The organism is Bacillus sp. FH (genome assembly GCF_052216825.1).
Lineage (GTDB): Bacteria > Bacillota > Bacilli > Bacillales > Bacillaceae_G > Bacillus_A > Bacillus_A paranthracis.
Genome location: NZ_JBQOUU010000006.1, coordinates 31,877 through 46,996, shown reverse-complemented (window position 1 = coordinate 46,996; position 15,120 = coordinate 31,877). Strand labels below are relative to the sequence as shown.

Annotated in this window: 16 protein-coding genes; 13 read left to right on the top strand and 3 right to left on the bottom strand. The window is 35.5% G+C overall.

The features are described from left to right. Positions 1 to 90 precede the first annotated feature (90 nt). Positions 91 to 1,371, top strand: a complete 1,281-nt coding sequence (locus ACTT1L_RS15420; protein ID WP_442821989.1) for an acetylornithine deacetylase — start codon at positions 91 to 93, stop codon at positions 1,369 to 1,371. Positions 1,372 to 1,465: 94 nt separating this feature from the next. Here the strand turns inward: ACTT1L_RS15420 and ACTT1L_RS15415 are convergent, their stop codons facing one another. Continuing rightward, on the bottom strand, positions 1,466 to 2,119 hold the full coding sequence (locus ACTT1L_RS15415) for a helix-turn-helix domain-containing protein (protein ID WP_001123720.1): 654 nt from the start codon (positions 2,117 to 2,119) through the stop codon (positions 1,466 to 1,468). Positions 2,120 to 2,248: 129 nt separating this feature from the next. On the opposite strand from ACTT1L_RS15415, the gene ACTT1L_RS15410 reads away from it, so the two are divergent. Continuing rightward, positions 2,249 to 2,860 carry a manganese efflux pump gene (locus ACTT1L_RS15410; RefSeq protein ID WP_354201558.1) on the top strand — a complete coding sequence of 204 codons (612 nt, stop codon included), beginning with the start codon at positions 2,249 to 2,251 and terminating at the stop codon, positions 2,858 to 2,860. Positions 2,861 to 2,974: 114 nt separating this feature from the next. Continuing rightward, positions 2,975 to 3,133 carry a hypothetical protein gene (locus ACTT1L_RS15405; protein ID WP_000532409.1) on the top strand — a complete coding sequence of 53 codons (159 nt, stop codon included), beginning with the start codon at positions 2,975 to 2,977 and terminating at the stop codon, positions 3,131 to 3,133. Between the two features lie 24 nt (positions 3,134 to 3,157). Here the strand turns inward: ACTT1L_RS15405 and ACTT1L_RS15400 are convergent, their stop codons facing one another. Both ACTT1L_RS15400 and glsA read right to left on the bottom strand, forming a co-directional pair. Beyond that, complete coding sequence (locus ACTT1L_RS15400) at positions 3,158 to 3,499, bottom strand: DUF3969 family protein (RefSeq protein ID WP_000766603.1); 342 nt, start codon at positions 3,497 to 3,499, stop codon at positions 3,158 to 3,160. 175 nt (positions 3,500 to 3,674) lie between these two features. Then, positions 3,675 to 4,604 carry a glutaminase A gene (gene glsA / locus ACTT1L_RS15395; RefSeq protein ID WP_001149849.1) on the bottom strand — a complete coding sequence of 310 codons (930 nt, stop codon included), beginning with the start codon at positions 4,602 to 4,604 and terminating at the stop codon, positions 3,675 to 3,677. Positions 4,605 to 4,673: 69 nt separating this feature from the next. On the opposite strand from glsA, the gene ACTT1L_RS15390 reads away from it, so the two are divergent. The 10 genes from ACTT1L_RS15390 to ACTT1L_RS15345 all read left to right on the top strand — a co-directional run bounded on the left by ACTT1L_RS15390 (position 4,674) and on the right by ACTT1L_RS15345 (position 14,898). Continuing rightward, positions 4,674 to 4,787: a hypothetical protein gene (locus ACTT1L_RS15390; RefSeq protein WP_001992445.1), complete on the top strand. Its 114-nt coding sequence runs from the start codon at positions 4,674 to 4,676 to the stop codon at positions 4,785 to 4,787. A 142-nt stretch (positions 4,788 to 4,929) separates the two neighbouring features. Further along, the gene (gene nagE, locus ACTT1L_RS15385; protein ID WP_442821988.1) at positions 4,930 to 6,432 is read left to right on the top strand and encodes an N-acetylglucosamine-specific PTS transporter subunit IIBC; all 1,503 of its coding nucleotides are present in this window, start codon (positions 4,930 to 4,932) and stop codon (positions 6,430 to 6,432) included. A 253-nt stretch (positions 6,433 to 6,685) separates the two neighbouring features. Then, positions 6,686 to 7,927 (top strand): serine hydrolase domain-containing protein, encoded by a 1,242-nt coding sequence (locus ACTT1L_RS15380; RefSeq protein WP_071742198.1) that lies wholly within the window; start codon positions 6,686 to 6,688, stop codon positions 7,925 to 7,927. An 84-nt stretch (positions 7,928 to 8,011) separates the two neighbouring features. Beyond that, the gene (locus ACTT1L_RS15375; protein WP_074542686.1) at positions 8,012 to 8,827 is read left to right on the top strand and encodes a sugar ABC transporter ATP-binding protein; all 816 of its coding nucleotides are present in this window, start codon (positions 8,012 to 8,014) and stop codon (positions 8,825 to 8,827) included. A gap of 164 nt (positions 8,828 to 8,991) precedes the next feature. Next, on the top strand, positions 8,992 to 9,393 hold the full coding sequence (locus tag ACTT1L_RS15370; RefSeq protein ID WP_000335520.1) for a hypothetical protein: 402 nt from the start codon (positions 8,992 to 8,994) through the stop codon (positions 9,391 to 9,393). A gap of 16 nt (positions 9,394 to 9,409) precedes the next feature. Further along, positions 9,410 to 9,604 (top strand): hypothetical protein, encoded by a 195-nt coding sequence (locus ACTT1L_RS15365; RefSeq protein WP_442821987.1) that lies wholly within the window; start codon positions 9,410 to 9,412, stop codon positions 9,602 to 9,604. Continuing rightward, positions 9,585 to 11,165: a glycosyltransferase family 2 protein gene (locus ACTT1L_RS15360; RefSeq protein WP_116777241.1), complete on the top strand. Its 1,581-nt coding sequence runs from the start codon at positions 9,585 to 9,587 to the stop codon at positions 11,163 to 11,165. Before ACTT1L_RS15365 ends, ACTT1L_RS15360 begins: the two co-directional genes overlap by 20 nt. Further along, positions 11,155 to 12,399 carry a nucleotide sugar dehydrogenase gene (locus tag ACTT1L_RS15355; RefSeq protein ID WP_076874438.1) on the top strand — a complete coding sequence of 415 codons (1,245 nt, stop codon included), beginning with the start codon at positions 11,155 to 11,157 and terminating at the stop codon, positions 12,397 to 12,399. The genes ACTT1L_RS15360 and ACTT1L_RS15355 overlap by 11 nt, the downstream gene beginning before the upstream one ends. Continuing rightward, entirely contained in the window at positions 12,396 to 13,361 is a 966-nt protein-coding gene (locus ACTT1L_RS15350; RefSeq protein WP_000037033.1) for an NAD-dependent epimerase/dehydratase family protein, read from the top strand. The genes ACTT1L_RS15355 and ACTT1L_RS15350 overlap by 4 nt, the downstream gene beginning before the upstream one ends. After that, positions 13,354 to 14,898, top strand: coding sequence for a glycosyltransferase family 2 protein (locus tag ACTT1L_RS15345; protein WP_001129990.1), 1,545 nt, complete (start codon positions 13,354 to 13,356; stop codon positions 14,896 to 14,898). Before ACTT1L_RS15350 ends, ACTT1L_RS15345 begins: the two co-directional genes overlap by 8 nt. The last annotated feature ends 222 nt before the right edge of the window (positions 14,899 to 15,120 follow it).

The window sequence follows — 15,120 nt, the reverse complement described above, 5'->3', positions numbered from 1 at the left end:
AGTAATTTAGAGACTGTAAAATTGTAAACAGTCTCTTTTTTTGTGAAAATAAAGCTGGAAACATACTATGTATGCAAAGGGGGATTAGCGATGAATCAAGAAGTTTCACAGCTATTAGAACAGATTGATTTACGAAAAGATGAGTTACTAGAGCTTACAAAAACCTTAATTCGTTTTGAAACACCAGCACCGCCGGCGAGAAACACAAATGAGGCGCAAGAATTTGTTGCACAGTTTTTAAGAAAACGAAATTTTAGTGTTGATAAATGGGATGTATATCCGAATGATCCGAACGTTGTTGGGGTGAAAAAAGGGATAGAAAGTGACACATATAAAAGTCTTATTATTAATGGGCATATGGATGTAGCGGAAATATCAGCAGGTGAGGCGTGGGAAACGAATCCGTTTGAGCCATTTATAAAAGATGCTTGGTTAGTTGGACGTGGTGCAGCAGATATGAAAGGGGGACTGGCTGGGGCACTATTTGCTATTCAGCTATTACAAGAAGCTGGTATTGAATTACCTGGAGATCTAATCTTTCAATCCGTAATTGGGGAAGAAGTGGGAGAAGCGGGTACACTTCAATGCTGCAAAAGAGGGTATGATGCTGATTTTGCAGTCGTAGTGGATACGAGTGATTTACATATGCAAGGACAGGGCGGCGTAATTACTGGATGGATTACTGTGAAAAGCCCGCAAACGTTTCATGATGCAACACGAAGGCAAATGATCCATGCAGGGGGTCGTTTATTCGGAGCGAGCGCGATTGAAAAAATGATGAAAATTGTGCAAAGTTTACAAGAATTAGAGCGTCACTGGGCAGTCATGAAAACATATGAAGGCTATCCATTTGGAACAACAACAATTAATCCAGCTGTTATTGAAGGCGGAAGACATGCAGCATTTATTGCGGATGAGTGCCGGTTATGGATAACAGTACACTTTTATCCGAATGAAACACATGAACAAATAATAAAAGAAATTGAAGAGTATATTGGGAAAGTGGCAGCTGCCGATCCATGGCTAAGTGAAAATCCACCACAATTTAAGTGGGGCGGAGAATCAATGATTGTGGATCGTGGCGAAATTTTTCCTTCTTTAGAAATAGATAGTGAACATGCAGCTGTAAAAACGCTTAGCTCAGTACACGAATCAATTCTTTCTAAAAATGCAATTTTAGATATGTCTGCAACGGTAACGGATGGTGGTTGGTTTAGTGAATTTCATATTCCGGCCGTTATTTACGGACCAGGTACATTAGAGGAAGCTCATTCAATAAATGAGAAAGTAGAAATAGAACAGTTAATTGAATTTACAAAAGTAATAACAGCATTTATATACGAATGGTGTCATACGAAAAAAATAGATTAGTATGTTGAAATCGTACAGGTATGTATACTTGTACGATTTTTTAGTGAACTATTTCAGAGTTGGATAGAAACAACTGAAATAGTTCTTTATTTTTCTATGTCTTTCGTTTTAGCTCAATTAATTTCTCTTTCGCTAATTCAACAGCAATTGCATCATCTAAATAACCAATTGGAAAGAGATAGTCGGGAATAATATCTGTCGATAAAATGAAATACAGTAATGCGCCGCCAAGAACTGCACGCTCTTCTTTTGAAATCGTTTCATTGCAAAATTGTTGATACATATCCGTTAATTGTTCAATGAAAGGACCAGCACTATCAATTTGTTCTAACTTGCTTGCAAAACTTTCATGAATACGTTTTTCACCCTCTGTTGTTTGCGCATATCGTTCATAGTTTTCAAGTTCTTGTTTTACGCGGGTTGTTGTGTAGTCGAAATCGAATAAGTTAGAGGATTGCAGCGTTTGCTGAATTGTATCAAGAGATGTGTACATATCCGTCTTTTCTTTATTAATGTGAGGAGAATCCGGATACATTTCATCAAATAACAATTGGGGTGGAACTTGCAGACATTCTGCGAATTTTTGTAGGTGTTTTTGTTTTGGCGGTTGTTTACCATTCATAATTCTTGAGATTGTTGCGGGATCAATATTTGTAAGCATTCCGAGTTGACGCATAGATAAGGCACGTTCTTTTAAAAGTTTTTTTATTAATCTACTAAGCCGCTCATTTGGATTTTCTTTAGGCATAGCGAAGGCACTCCTTTTTATTGTTGAAAAAATGTTGAGTATTTATTACATGTATATGAAACAGACAGGCACAGTTGCTCAACATTTTCATAAGATGCATTGAAAAGTGAGAAAAAGGGGTGGCTATTTATGAGTACGGCAGGTCTATTTTCAATTTTTTTAATTGGGATTGCTTCTAATTTAGATAATGCAGGTGTTGGGATTGCATATGGCATTCGTAAAATTAGAATTTCGTGGTTCAACAATTTTATCATCGCATTTTTTGGTTTTTTATTTACTTTATTAGCTGGATTTTTTGGGAACTGGATTGCGTTATTTATTTCAGAGTTTACAGCAAACTTGATTGGAGCAATCGTTTTAGGGATAATCGGTGTGTTTATTTTGTGCCAGCCTTTCTTGGGGCAAAGAAATACCGTAGGCTCTAAAGATGGTAATGTATTTATGGGGATTTTACGTGATCCAGAAAAAGCAGATTTTGATGGTTCTAAAACAATTAGTTTTTCAGAAGCAATTGTTTTAGGGATTGCGTTGTCTATTAATAATATTGCAGGTGGATTTGATGCTGGAGTAACAAACTTGAACCTTTGGCTTACAGCAACTATTTCTGGGGTGTTTAGTTTTATTTGCATAAGTGGTTTTGCGTATGTAGGAAAACGATATTTAGCAGAATACTTAGGGAAATGGGCTACGGTTATTGCGGGCGTGTTATTAATTCTTATCGGGATAGATCAGTTGTTGTAAGGAGAGTAGAAAACAAGGTTCGAGTATTTCCTTGGAAATACAGCAAGGGATTGCATATATCGACGTACTTTTCTCCATACTAATACGGATTTCTTTTAAGAAAGGGGGATTTGTATGGGACGCGGGAAAGCATTTGATCATAAGAAAAAAGGGCATGATCACCAACCACCTAAAGGTGCGTTCATTCATAAAGATGTAAATGAACATACTTTGGAAGAGGAAGAGCTACCAGTAAATATTGAAGCGTATAAAAATAGTTTGAAAAAACATTAAAAGCACCTACATAGGTGCTTTTTTTTAACGTATATCTTCAATTAATTGTTCCGATTCTTCGTGCATACTGTACTCACTTAATACTTGGATACAAAGCCACTTTAATTCTTCGATTGTATGTTCAAGTTCTTCAGGAAGCACATGATGAATGTCTTCAAGTCCCATTCCGAAATGAATAAGTTCAAGTACTTGATCATCGATGTTCCGATCCATTAATAGTTCAAGTACTTCTAAATTGAATATGTATCGGTGAGCTTCATCGAGTGAAACAACTTTTAACTTCAAGCTTTCTACAATACTCAATATAAAAAGAAGAATTGTTTTTTCAAGAACAGGCTGTTTTCCCATTTGAAATATTAGTTTCATCTTTCACACCTCCACATATAGCGCTAGGTTGTACTATATTATTCAGGAGGGAGGAGCAAATATGCATGATATAGAGAAACTTTCAGTACGGTTTTTGTAAGGGGACGGATAGCTGATAAAGTTGAGGATTTTATGAAATGAAAAAATCCTGCTAGTATAGCAGGATGGTTCTAAATTAAAAAATGCTCCAACCTTCTTGAGCAGAAAGAAGTTCAAGAATTTTAAAACCAGCGATACTATTTCCGTTTGCATCTAAAGCTGGTCCGAAAATACCAATTCCCATTTCGCCTTTTACACAGCCGAAAATGCCACCAGCTACACCACTTTTTGCGGGGATACCAACGCGAATCGCAAATTCACCAGACTCGTTATACATACCGCATGTAACCATAAATGTTTTACAAATCTTTGTAATATGCTTAGGGATAATTTGTTTTTCCTTATATGGATCATATCCATCCATCGCAAAAATTAAACCGATACGTGCTAAATCGATACAGTTTACCTCAACTGCACATTGACGAGTGTATAAATCCATCAGTTCTTCGATATCACAATCAATAATTCCGTTTTGTTTCATATAGTAACAAAGTGAACGATTTAAGTAAGCTGTCTCTAATTCTGAATTGGCAACTTTAGAAGAATAATTAATAGTAGGATTATCTGTTATTTCACGTACGAAATGAAGAATGCGATCCATTTTTTCTTCATTATCTTTTCCTGCTAACATGCTTGTAATGGCTAGTGCCCCTGCATTAATCATTGGATTAAGTGGTTTAGAAGGACTTGTCGTTTCTAATTTAATAATAGAATTAAATGGATCACCGGTTGGTTCCATTCCAACTTTAGAAAATACATATTCTTCACCACGATCTAAAAGGGCAAGTGCAAGTGTAATTACTTTTGAAATACTTTGAAGAGTGAATAGTGTTTGTGAGTTGCCAGCATGGATGTATTCTGTTTCTTTATGAAAAATGGCAATCCCTAAATCATCTGGATTGGCATTTCCTAGTTCGGGGATATAAGTAGCAAGCTTTCCTTTTTTCGTATATGGTTTTACTTGTTCTAACAACTGTTGTAAGTTGTTTGTTTCAATGCACTGCATAGTACCAACGCTCCTATTTCGAATTAACTAAGTTTACTTTTCCCGATATGCTCGGAAATAAATAATAACATGAAAAAGTGGAATGATAAAACGAAAGTTGCATGTTCTATAGTGGGTCTTTCGTTTCGCGTATTCTGTAGTGAAAAAGGAGAATTTTCCTTTTATATAACAGTTTGGAAATAGGAGATTTATCCATAAAAAATTCAAAAATAAAAACTACACATCTATACAACTATATGTTATTATGGTTATGTAAATAGAAAGCGTTTTCTAAGGCGTACTTATAATGATAACGATTTCATAAATTGAATTAGGGGGAATTAAAATGTTGCAGTTTCTACAACGTATTGGTAAAGCGTTAATGCTTCCAATCGCAGTACTACCAGCAGCAGGATTATTGCTTCGTTTAGGGCAACCAGATGTATTTGATATTCCTGTTATGGCACAGGCTGGCGCAGCAGTTTTTGATAATTTAGCACTTATTTTTGCAATTGGTATTGCAATCGGTCTTTCAGTTGATGGTAGTGGTGCAGCAGGTCTTGCAGGTGCAATTGGTTATCTAGTTATGAAAAACAGTATTGATGCACTGAGCAAAGGGTATTCTACTGCTGAATTACAAGATAAATTAGGCAAAGTCCAAGATTTAATAGGTAATAGCGCTAATGTTGATCCATCTAAGCTTGCAGATACAATGACACAAGTATCTAAGGCGGCCGAATTATCGACTAAAGTGGATATGAAAGTTTTAGGTGGCATTATTGTTGGTGTTATAGCAGGACTTCTTTATAATAAATTCCATAAAATTAAACTTCCAGAATGGTTAGGGTTCTTTGCTGGAAAACGTTTCGTTCCGATTGTTACATCGGTAGTAATGCTAATACTAGGAATTTTATTTGCACAAATTTGGCCAACAATTCAAAATGGCATTGATGCATTAGCTCACGGAATTGTTAATTTAGGTGCAATTGGTTCAGGATTGTTTGGTTTATTAAACCGTCTATTAATCCCAATCGGTTTACACCACGTAATGAACACATATTTCTGGTTCGTATTTGGGGACTTTACAAATGCAGCAGGTAATGTTGTGAATGGTGATATTGCTCGTTTCCTTGCGGGTGATAAAACAGCAGGTATGTTCATGACAGGTTTCTTCCCAGTTATGATGTTCGGTTTACCAGCAGCATGTTTCGCAATGATTGCGGCTGCTAAACCAGAAAAACGTAAAATGGTTACAGGTATGTTAGGTGGTCTAGCATTAACTTCATTCTTAACTGGTATTACAGAACCAATTGAATTCTCATTCATGTTCTTATCACCAGTATTATATGGTATTCATGCTGTATTAACAGGTCTTTCTTTATTCATTACAACATCACTTGGTATTCACGATGGTTTCTCATTTAGTGCCGGTGCAATTGATTATGCTTTAAACTTCGGTATTGCAACAAAACCAGTATTATTAGCTGGAATCGGTTTAATTTACGCAGCAATTTACTTTGTAGTATTCTACTTCTTAATTAAGAAGTTCGACCTAAAAACTCCTGGTCGTGAAGATGAAGAGGAAGTAGCTGAAGGCGAAGAAGCTCCAGTTGCAGGTTCAATTGGTGAAACTTACGTATTAGCTTTAGGCGGAAAAGAAAACTTAACAGTTATTGATAACTGTGCGACACGTCTACGCTTACAAGTGAAAGATGCTGGTCAAGTAAACGAAGCAGCATTAAAACGTGTTGGTGCAAAAGGTGTTATGAAATTAAGTAACACGAGTGTCCAAGTTATCGTAGGTACAAATGTTGAATCTGTTGCCGATGATATGAAAAAACACGTATAAATAATTAGATAAGAGGATATCCAAAAAGATTGATAACATCAGTTTTTAGAGGATATCCTCTTTTTTTATGTTAAAAATTTAACGGGAATCTTACTTTTGTAAATTTTCTTTTTCTTTTTTATACATATAGGTTGGTAATATGTGCAGTGCGTGATAAAGTAGGGATGACATAGAATGGATTATCCATAATCTACTAAAATAAATCTTTAGTAGAGAGATTAAATTATTGGTGAATAAGGGGAAAAAAGTAATCATGGATCACGAAAAAAATAATGCGAATGGGAAATCACGTCGGCCGATTGTATACATAAAAAGAACAATCATTCTCGTCTTACTATTTTCACTTGTATATTTCATGTATACAAAAATTGTTGCGCATAATAAGAAAGAAGAAACTTTAAAAGCAGCAGCAGAAATGAAGAAACAAGAAGAGCTAAAAAAGAAAGAAGAAAAAAAGAAGCAAGAAGCAAAAAAACAAATAGAGCAGGAAGAACAAGTGAAGCAAGCACAAGCTGCAGAACAGCCTGCTGAGGGACCACCTCAAGAAATTAATGAAAACGCTCAATTAGATCAATATTTGCAAAAAACAGGATTTAGCGGGACAGCGGTTATTGTGAAGAACGGAAAGGTTCTTTTGAATAAAGGATACGGTATGGCGAATAAAGAGAAACAAGTACCGAATAATTCAGAGACAACTTTTTATATTGGTTCTATTTCAAAGGCTTTTGTAGCGACTGCTATTATGCAATTAAAAGATCAAAATAAGTTAAATGTAGAGGATACGATTGCGAAGTATATTCCAGATTTCCCTCAAGGTAAGGGCATTCAGTTAAAACATTTACTAACACATACATCAGGAATTCCAGAGTACGAGCAGGGAACAGAGGATATCTCTCATGAAGAATTGATAAAACGAATAGGAAAGCAAAAGCGTATTGGAAGTCCAGGAGAGAAATGGAAGTATTCCGATTCTAACTATTCGATACTTGCCTATATTGCTGAGAAGGTAAGCGGACAACCGTTAGAAGAGTATATTAAACAACATGTTTTTGCTACTGCTGGTATGAAACATTCTGGTTTTGGTAGAGAGCTAGAACAAACGAGATTTCCATCGACAGGTTATAAAATAGTAAATAACAATATGACAACACCTAATATTCCAAGTATGTCACAACTTTATGGTTGTGGTGATATATATACAAGTGCCCATGATTTATATTTATTTAATGAAGCGCTCTTCTCTGGAAAGTTGATTTCAAAAGAAAGCTACGATCAAATGTTTACAGGTGGAAAAAAAGATTACGGGTTTGGATGGTACGTAGACCCGGGAAGTTATTCGAATCACGGTGTAATGCCAGGCTGGAACTGTTTAAATGGATTTAGTAAAAATGGTAGTGTGTATGTTGTTTTATTATCTAACATTCAAAACAACATTAAATCTTTTGGTAAAGTGAATAATGACATTTATACGATGTTACGAAATATTGAAGTGTAAGAGACTATCCTTTTGGGTAGTTTTTTTTATTGAGGAAGTGTATGTGCAATGAGATAATGAAATAAATGGAAAAGGGGGAGGGGTATGAGTATACATAAGCATCATGAACGTAATGCAAAGCGCATCTTTTTTTTATCTGTTATTGTATGGATTATCGTCGCAATTGGATTAGTGATGGAATATAAAAAAGGGATGCTATTCACTTCGGAGAAAGAAAATCTGAAATTAATAGGTGTTGTACTACCGGCATTTGGATTATTAATATATAGCTTTATAGAAAAACGAAGATCAAAAATGCTCAAACAGGAACATTATAATATAGAGACCTCTGAATTATTGGAGCAACAAAAATTTGTCGTTCGCAAAGAGGTAGGAGTATTTCAAGTAATTACATACTTTGGATTAGATGGAAATACAGTAGGATTTTTAAAAGAAGAGTATGATTTTGTTATTCAAAGTGTATGGCAAGCTGTACTCTCTTTTCTTTTTAAGGGACTACATAAGCAACAATTTTATTTATATAATCAATCGGGAGAAAGATTATTGCGTGTTCAAAAGAAGATGGGAGTACGCAACTTTTATATTTTTTCTAATGTAGATGGAGAGAAATTAGGAGAGTTGAAACAAGTACTAAGTTTAAAAAAGTGGGAATGGATCTTTCTAGGATCGGATGGTAAGGAATTTGGTAAAGTGACTGGGGACTTTTCAGCAACAATGCAGAAAATAGAATGGCGAGATGGAACGCATATTGATGTGAAAGAAGATGGTATTCCGTTAGAAGCTGTTAAGTATTTCTCGGCAAGCGGTGGTTCACTTGTTACAGCTTCTATAAGTGAACGGGCAGAATTACCACGAGCGGTTTATTACAGTGTCTCTGCGATAGTTACAATTAAAAATTAAGAGGTAAAAAAGATAGATGGAATGCCATCTATCTTTTTTATTGTTAGAACATATTGTTTCGTTGAAAAATGTATGTCTTACCTATCACAAAAAGAGTCTGCTTTGTATACATTAAGATGTATGGATATATTTTTATAATTTAAAAATAATAGGAGGAGAAGTGTATGTGTTTATTCGGTAAGTATTGGAAAAAGTTATCGAGATTGTTTAATAGACAATTAGATTATTTTTTAGATAATAAGTTATTGCCTGCTGTGGAACGACTTTTGTTTTCGCAAAACTTCGCGAGGTTTATTCAAAGAAACTCCAAGCAAGCTACGGAAGAATTTATTGAATCAAGTAGATTTCAATCTATTATTTGTAACATTTTAAAAGAATGTAATACATCACCTTTTAAAGAAATTGCAGAGCAGTATTTAGGTAAAAATGTAGAAATTACGGTGACAGTTGGACAGTTAACAGGTGTAATTGTAGCAGTTGGTGATGATTTCTTAACACTGCAAGAAGGAATAGGAACAGAAGTTTTATTACCATTTACAAGTATTATATCAATTAAAGAAGCGTAAGAAAGGAGACTTATATATGTTATTTACTGAAGAATTACGTAACCATGTTGGTGAGCTAGTGCAAGTTGTGACAGCGGTCGAAATTGTTGCGGGTATTTTGTTATCTGTGACAGACGGGGCAGTAAGTGTTCGTACTTCTCCTTCTTATGGACCATCGGAAGATGTAGTTGTACGTATTCCTATCATTTCTTATGTTCGCTTGGAAGGGTAAGCGTGGTACAAGTATGAGGGTATCAGTTATTATTCCGGCGCATAATGAAGCGAGTACTTTATCACAAGTCTTAGTAGAAGTGGAGAAATTGAAACCATATGAAATTATCGTAGTAGATAATGGGTCGACAGATGGAACAAAAGAAATAGCCTTACAACATCATTGCCATGTCATTTATTATAAATATTCTCTTGGTAATGATGTTGGACGGGCAATTGGTGCAAGAGAAGCGAAAGGCGACATTGTTTTGTTTTTAGATGGTGATATCGTCATTGATCATAGAGAGCTGCAACGTTTTATAAAAGGTATTCAGCAAGGCCACCAAATTGTTGTGAATAATTTAACATGGTCCGTTTATTTAAAGATGAGACCGCATTATACGACAGTTGGAAAATTTATGTTGAATCGTTATTTGAATAAAAAAGAGCTTGTTGTTGGATCTTTAATCGCAATTCCGCATGCAATGAGTAGGGAAGTTATTCAGAAGTTTGGTTGGTGGAATTTAGCGGATCCAGCACTATTTCAAGCGATGGCGATGTCTAGAGGAGTAGATATTGTCGATATGGCTTCAGTCGATGTCATTCATACAAATAAAGTGCGTCCTGTTCATACTGGTACATCACCCGGTTCTCCTTATCCGAAAGCGACTAGCCGTATTATGGGGGATCATTTACGTGCTTTGCAATACGTAATCGAAATATATGGTAACCGTGGCGGCTTTTCGGAAGGAAAGAGGGATAGAGAATTTATAGGAAAGTATAAACCAGTTTTATTACAAAAGAAAAAAGCGAAATATAGTGCAATTATCCCAGTATCAGAAGAAAAGATGACTATAAGATCTGTTATACAAGAAGTGAAAAAATCAGGTATAGATGAAATTATAGTTGTTGCGAATGGAGCGGACGTTGAGACAGTTAAACAAGCAAAGCTAGAGAATGTCATTGTTATTGAATTTGAGGAAGCGCTTGGACATAATGTAGCCCGAGCGATAGGAGCTATGCATGCTACGGCCGATATTTGTTTATTTGTCGATGGTGATTTTGTTATTCCAGGGGAAAAACTAATTCCATTTTTACATGCTATCGAAGATGGAAATGATGTGGCATTGAATGATTTACAGTGTTTATTAGATATGTTTCATCCGGCAGACCCAATTAGCATGGGAAAATATTTTGTGAATTTGGTAGCGAAACGACCAGATTTATGGAATAACTCATTAACGGCAGTACCACATGCTATGCATAAAAAGGTAATAGAGAAAATCGGATATGATTCTCTTATCATTCCACCACTCGCTCAAATGAAAGCTATTTTGGAGGGATTTTCTATTACAGCGGTAGACTTTGTAGATGTCATAAAAACAAATCGAGTACGCCCAGAGCAACATGGATTTGTAAATGGGCGTATTCCAGCATTTGATCGTATTTTCGGTGATCAACTTGAGGCGATTGCATATTTATTGCAATCCACAGACGAGCGCGGGAGTTTTACAGATGGAGAGCGGAATAGAAATATCATTCAACAATTGAGAAAGGAAGAAGAGAATACAGATGAATGTTAGTAGTACAGTTGCCATTATCGGATTAGGATATGTTGGTCTTCCTTTGGCAGTTCATTTTGCAGAGAGAGGACATACAGTGCTTGGATTAGATAAAGATACTAGAAAAATAGAATCAATTATACAGGGAGAAAGTTATATTCCAGATGTTTCTTCTAAATTGTTACAGAGTTTATTGACTAGAAAAAAATTAATAGTCAATACACCGGATCAAGGTATTGCTGATTTTCAAAATAGTGATTATGTTATTGTCACTGTCCCAACTCCAATTAATGAACAAAGAGAACCGGACTTAAGTGCCCTCATTTCAGCTTCGCATTATATACAACAAAACCTTCAAAAAGGACAAACCTTCATTTTCGAAAGTTCCACATATCCAGGTACGCTCGAGGAAGTTATTATTCCGATTATTTCTCAAACAGGAAAAAAGGTAGGAGAAGATTTCTATATTGGGTATTCTCCTGAGAGAATTGACCCAGCTAATAGTCAATATTCAGTTCAAACGATTCCAAAAGTCATTAGTGGACAAACAGAAATGTGTAAACAAAAAGTACAGGCTTTGTATAGCACTATATTTGATGTAGTTGTTCCAGTTAGCTCCCCAAAAGTAGCAGAAATGTGTAAGCTATTTGAAAATATTCAGCGCTTAGTCAATATTTCATTAGTAAATGAGTTAAATACACTATGTGAAAGTTTAGGAATTGATTTTTATGAGGCACTTGAAGCGGCATCTACAAAACCATTTGGATTTACGCCGTATTGGCCAGGACCAGGGATAGGGGGACACTGTATTCCGGTAGATCCTTTATATTTCCAGTGGAGAATAAAAAAGAATGGAGCAATTAGTCAATTAATTGAGGCGGCACATGTAATTAATGAGGAAATGCCAGAGAAAGTGGTCCGGAAAGTAAAAGGTGTGGTGCAATCACCTGCAAAGGTTTTAATTGTAGGGATTGCATATAAAAAAGATGTAAATGACTTAAGAGAATCGCCAGCGTTGCCAATTATTGAATTGTTAATAAAAGCAGGATATGAGATAGCGTATCACGATCCATATATTTCTTCTGCAAAATTTGGAGATAAGGTGTATCAATCTGTTTCTTTGGATGAACAAGTCGTTAAACAAGCGGATTGTATTTTAATTTTAACAGACCACTCTAATATCGATTGGAAGGTTTTTAAAGGGATAAAGCAAGTCGTAGATACACGTGGAATTATAAAGAAGGTGAGTGTATGAGTAAGAAATGTTTAATTACAGGTGGAGCAGGATTTATTGGATCGCATTTAGCTGAAGAGCTGGTGAAAAGAGGTTATGATGTCACTATCGTTGATAACTTCTATAAAGGGAAAAATAAATATCATGATGAGTTAATGAAAGAAATTCGGGTTATTCCAATAAGTGTTTTAGATAAAAATTCTATTTATGAATTAGTAAATCAACATGATGTAGTGTTTCATTTAGCAGCAATTTTAGGTGTGAAAACGACAATGGAAAAGAGCATAGAGCTTATTGAAACGAATTTTGATGGAACGAGAAACATTTTACAAGCAGCGCTAAAAGGAAAGAAGAAAGTAGTTTTTGCGTCTACTTCAGAAGTATATGGTAAGGCAAAGCCGCCCTTTTCTGAAGAAGGAGATCGATTATACGGTGCAACCTCTAAAATACGTTGGAGTTATGCAATTTGTAAAACGTTAGAAGAAACATTATGTTTAGGATACGCTTTAGAAGGTTTACCTGTAACGATTGTTCGTTATTTTAATATTTATGGTCCAAGAGCGAAAGATGGTCCGTATGCAGGGGTAATCCCACGATTTATCCGCGCAGCACTGCGAGGAGAAGACATTCTCGTATATGGAGATGGAAAGCAGACACGTTGTTTTACGTATGTAAGTGATGCGGTAGAGGCAACGATTCGAGCAATGGATGAGAAGGTAAATGGTGAGATTATTAATATAGGTTCTGAGAATGAAAAGAGTATAAAAGAAGTAGCAGCAGTAATAAAAAAATTAACGAATTCTTCTTCAAAAATTGTTCAAGTTCCTTTCGAAGAGGTATATCCACATGGCTTTGAAGAAATTCCAAATAGAAGACCAGATGTAACGAAATTAAGAGAACTTGTTCAATTTCAAGCGAAAGTAACGTGGGAACAAGGGTTGAAAGAAACTATTAAATGGTTTCGTGAAGAAAACAATGGCTAAGTCACTATCGATTATTATACCTGTATGTAATGAAGTGGATACGATTTCAGACGTTATTCAATCGGCAAAAGGATTAAATCCAGTAGAGATTATTGTAGTAGCAAACGGTTGTAACGATGGTACAGAAGAGGTTGCTGATCATTTAGGGTGTAAAGTAATCAAGTATACAGAGCTACTGGGGAATGATGTGGGCCGTGCAGTTGGCGCAAAACACGCGATAGGTGATGTATTACTATTTATAGATGGAGATTTTGTTATTCAAACTTCAAAGTTACAATTATTCCTAAATCCAATTTTACATGATCAGGCCGACATCGTTTTAAATAATTTGGATGCGTTATTTTTAAAGAAACAAAAACCGCACTCAGTGACAGTGTGGCGCCAAATATTAAATGCAATGTTAGAGAGTGAGGAGTTAAAAATTGACTCTTTATTATCTGTACCTCATGCGTTGACGAAAGAAGTTGTTCAAAGCATTGGGTATGAATGTTTTGTTAATCCTATTGTCGCTCATTTACGTCTTGTTCAAAGCAAATGGAGAATTAGTCGACATTGTGCAATTGACGTTATTACACCAAATAAATTTCGGCCGACCGAGCATGCTGCGTATGGCACGGGTCTTTCTCATTCTGAAAAACGGATGATAGGTGACCATATAGAAGCTGTAGCGGAGCGAATAGTAGGTAGCGATGAGCGTGGAGGGTATTATGATGGAAATAGGAAAAGAGATAGTGTCTATCATACTTTAGATTTTGAAGATTTTTATCAAGGATGGGGCGTTACATCGAATTTGTATAAGGGAAAGCAATTATCGGTCATTATTCCTGTACAAGATGAAGAGAAAACAATTGGAAACGTTATAGAAGAACTTCGCAAAATTGAACCTTTTGAAATTATCGTTGTTGTAAATGGTTCGTCTGATCAAACAGCAACGATTGCAAAAGAAAAGGGAGCAACGACAATCGTATATAAAGAAGCACTCGGAAATGATGTGGGGCGCTCACTTGGAACGTATTTCGCAAAAGGAGAAATTGTATTATTTATAGACGGCGATTTTGTTATTCCAGCGAGTGAGTTATATCCTTTTGCGAAAGCTATTGCAGATGGAACAGATGTTGCATTAAATGATCTAAATCATTATTTAGATTTAAGAGTACCGCTTCATCTTGTAACTGCATTTAAATATGCATTAAATTTAGCTTGTGATAGAAAAGATCTAGGCGTAGGCTCTCTTATTGCTGTACCGAATGCATTTAGTCGTAAGTGTTTGAAAGAAATTGGATATAGATCTTTACTGGCACCGTGTGTAGCTCAAGTGAAAGCTATTCTTTCAGGATTTGAAGTTGCATGTGTAAGTCGTGTTGAAGTCGATAAGATGAACCGTATTCGACCCAGTGAACATTTTGCTAAAATAGGTCATCCACCAGCTGTACTTCGAATTATTGGTGATCATATAGAAGGGTTAGAGCAATTAATTGCATTAACAGGCAGTCGTGGTGGATTCCATGATGGAAATAGAAAAAGAGATATTTTATAGGTAACAAAAAAGTGTACAACATATGTACACTTTTTTGTTTTGTTATAAAAACTATAACAGATTAGGAGATAAGAGTATTACAGCTCTACAATGGGTATTGTTTTTATATTACAAAATAGGACTCGTATATAAGAATACCAAAAAAATACAATTAAGGAAAGGGTTAATTTTAAAGACTTTAAAATGAAGTTAACACTATGTATATAGTAGTTTGCTCAACAT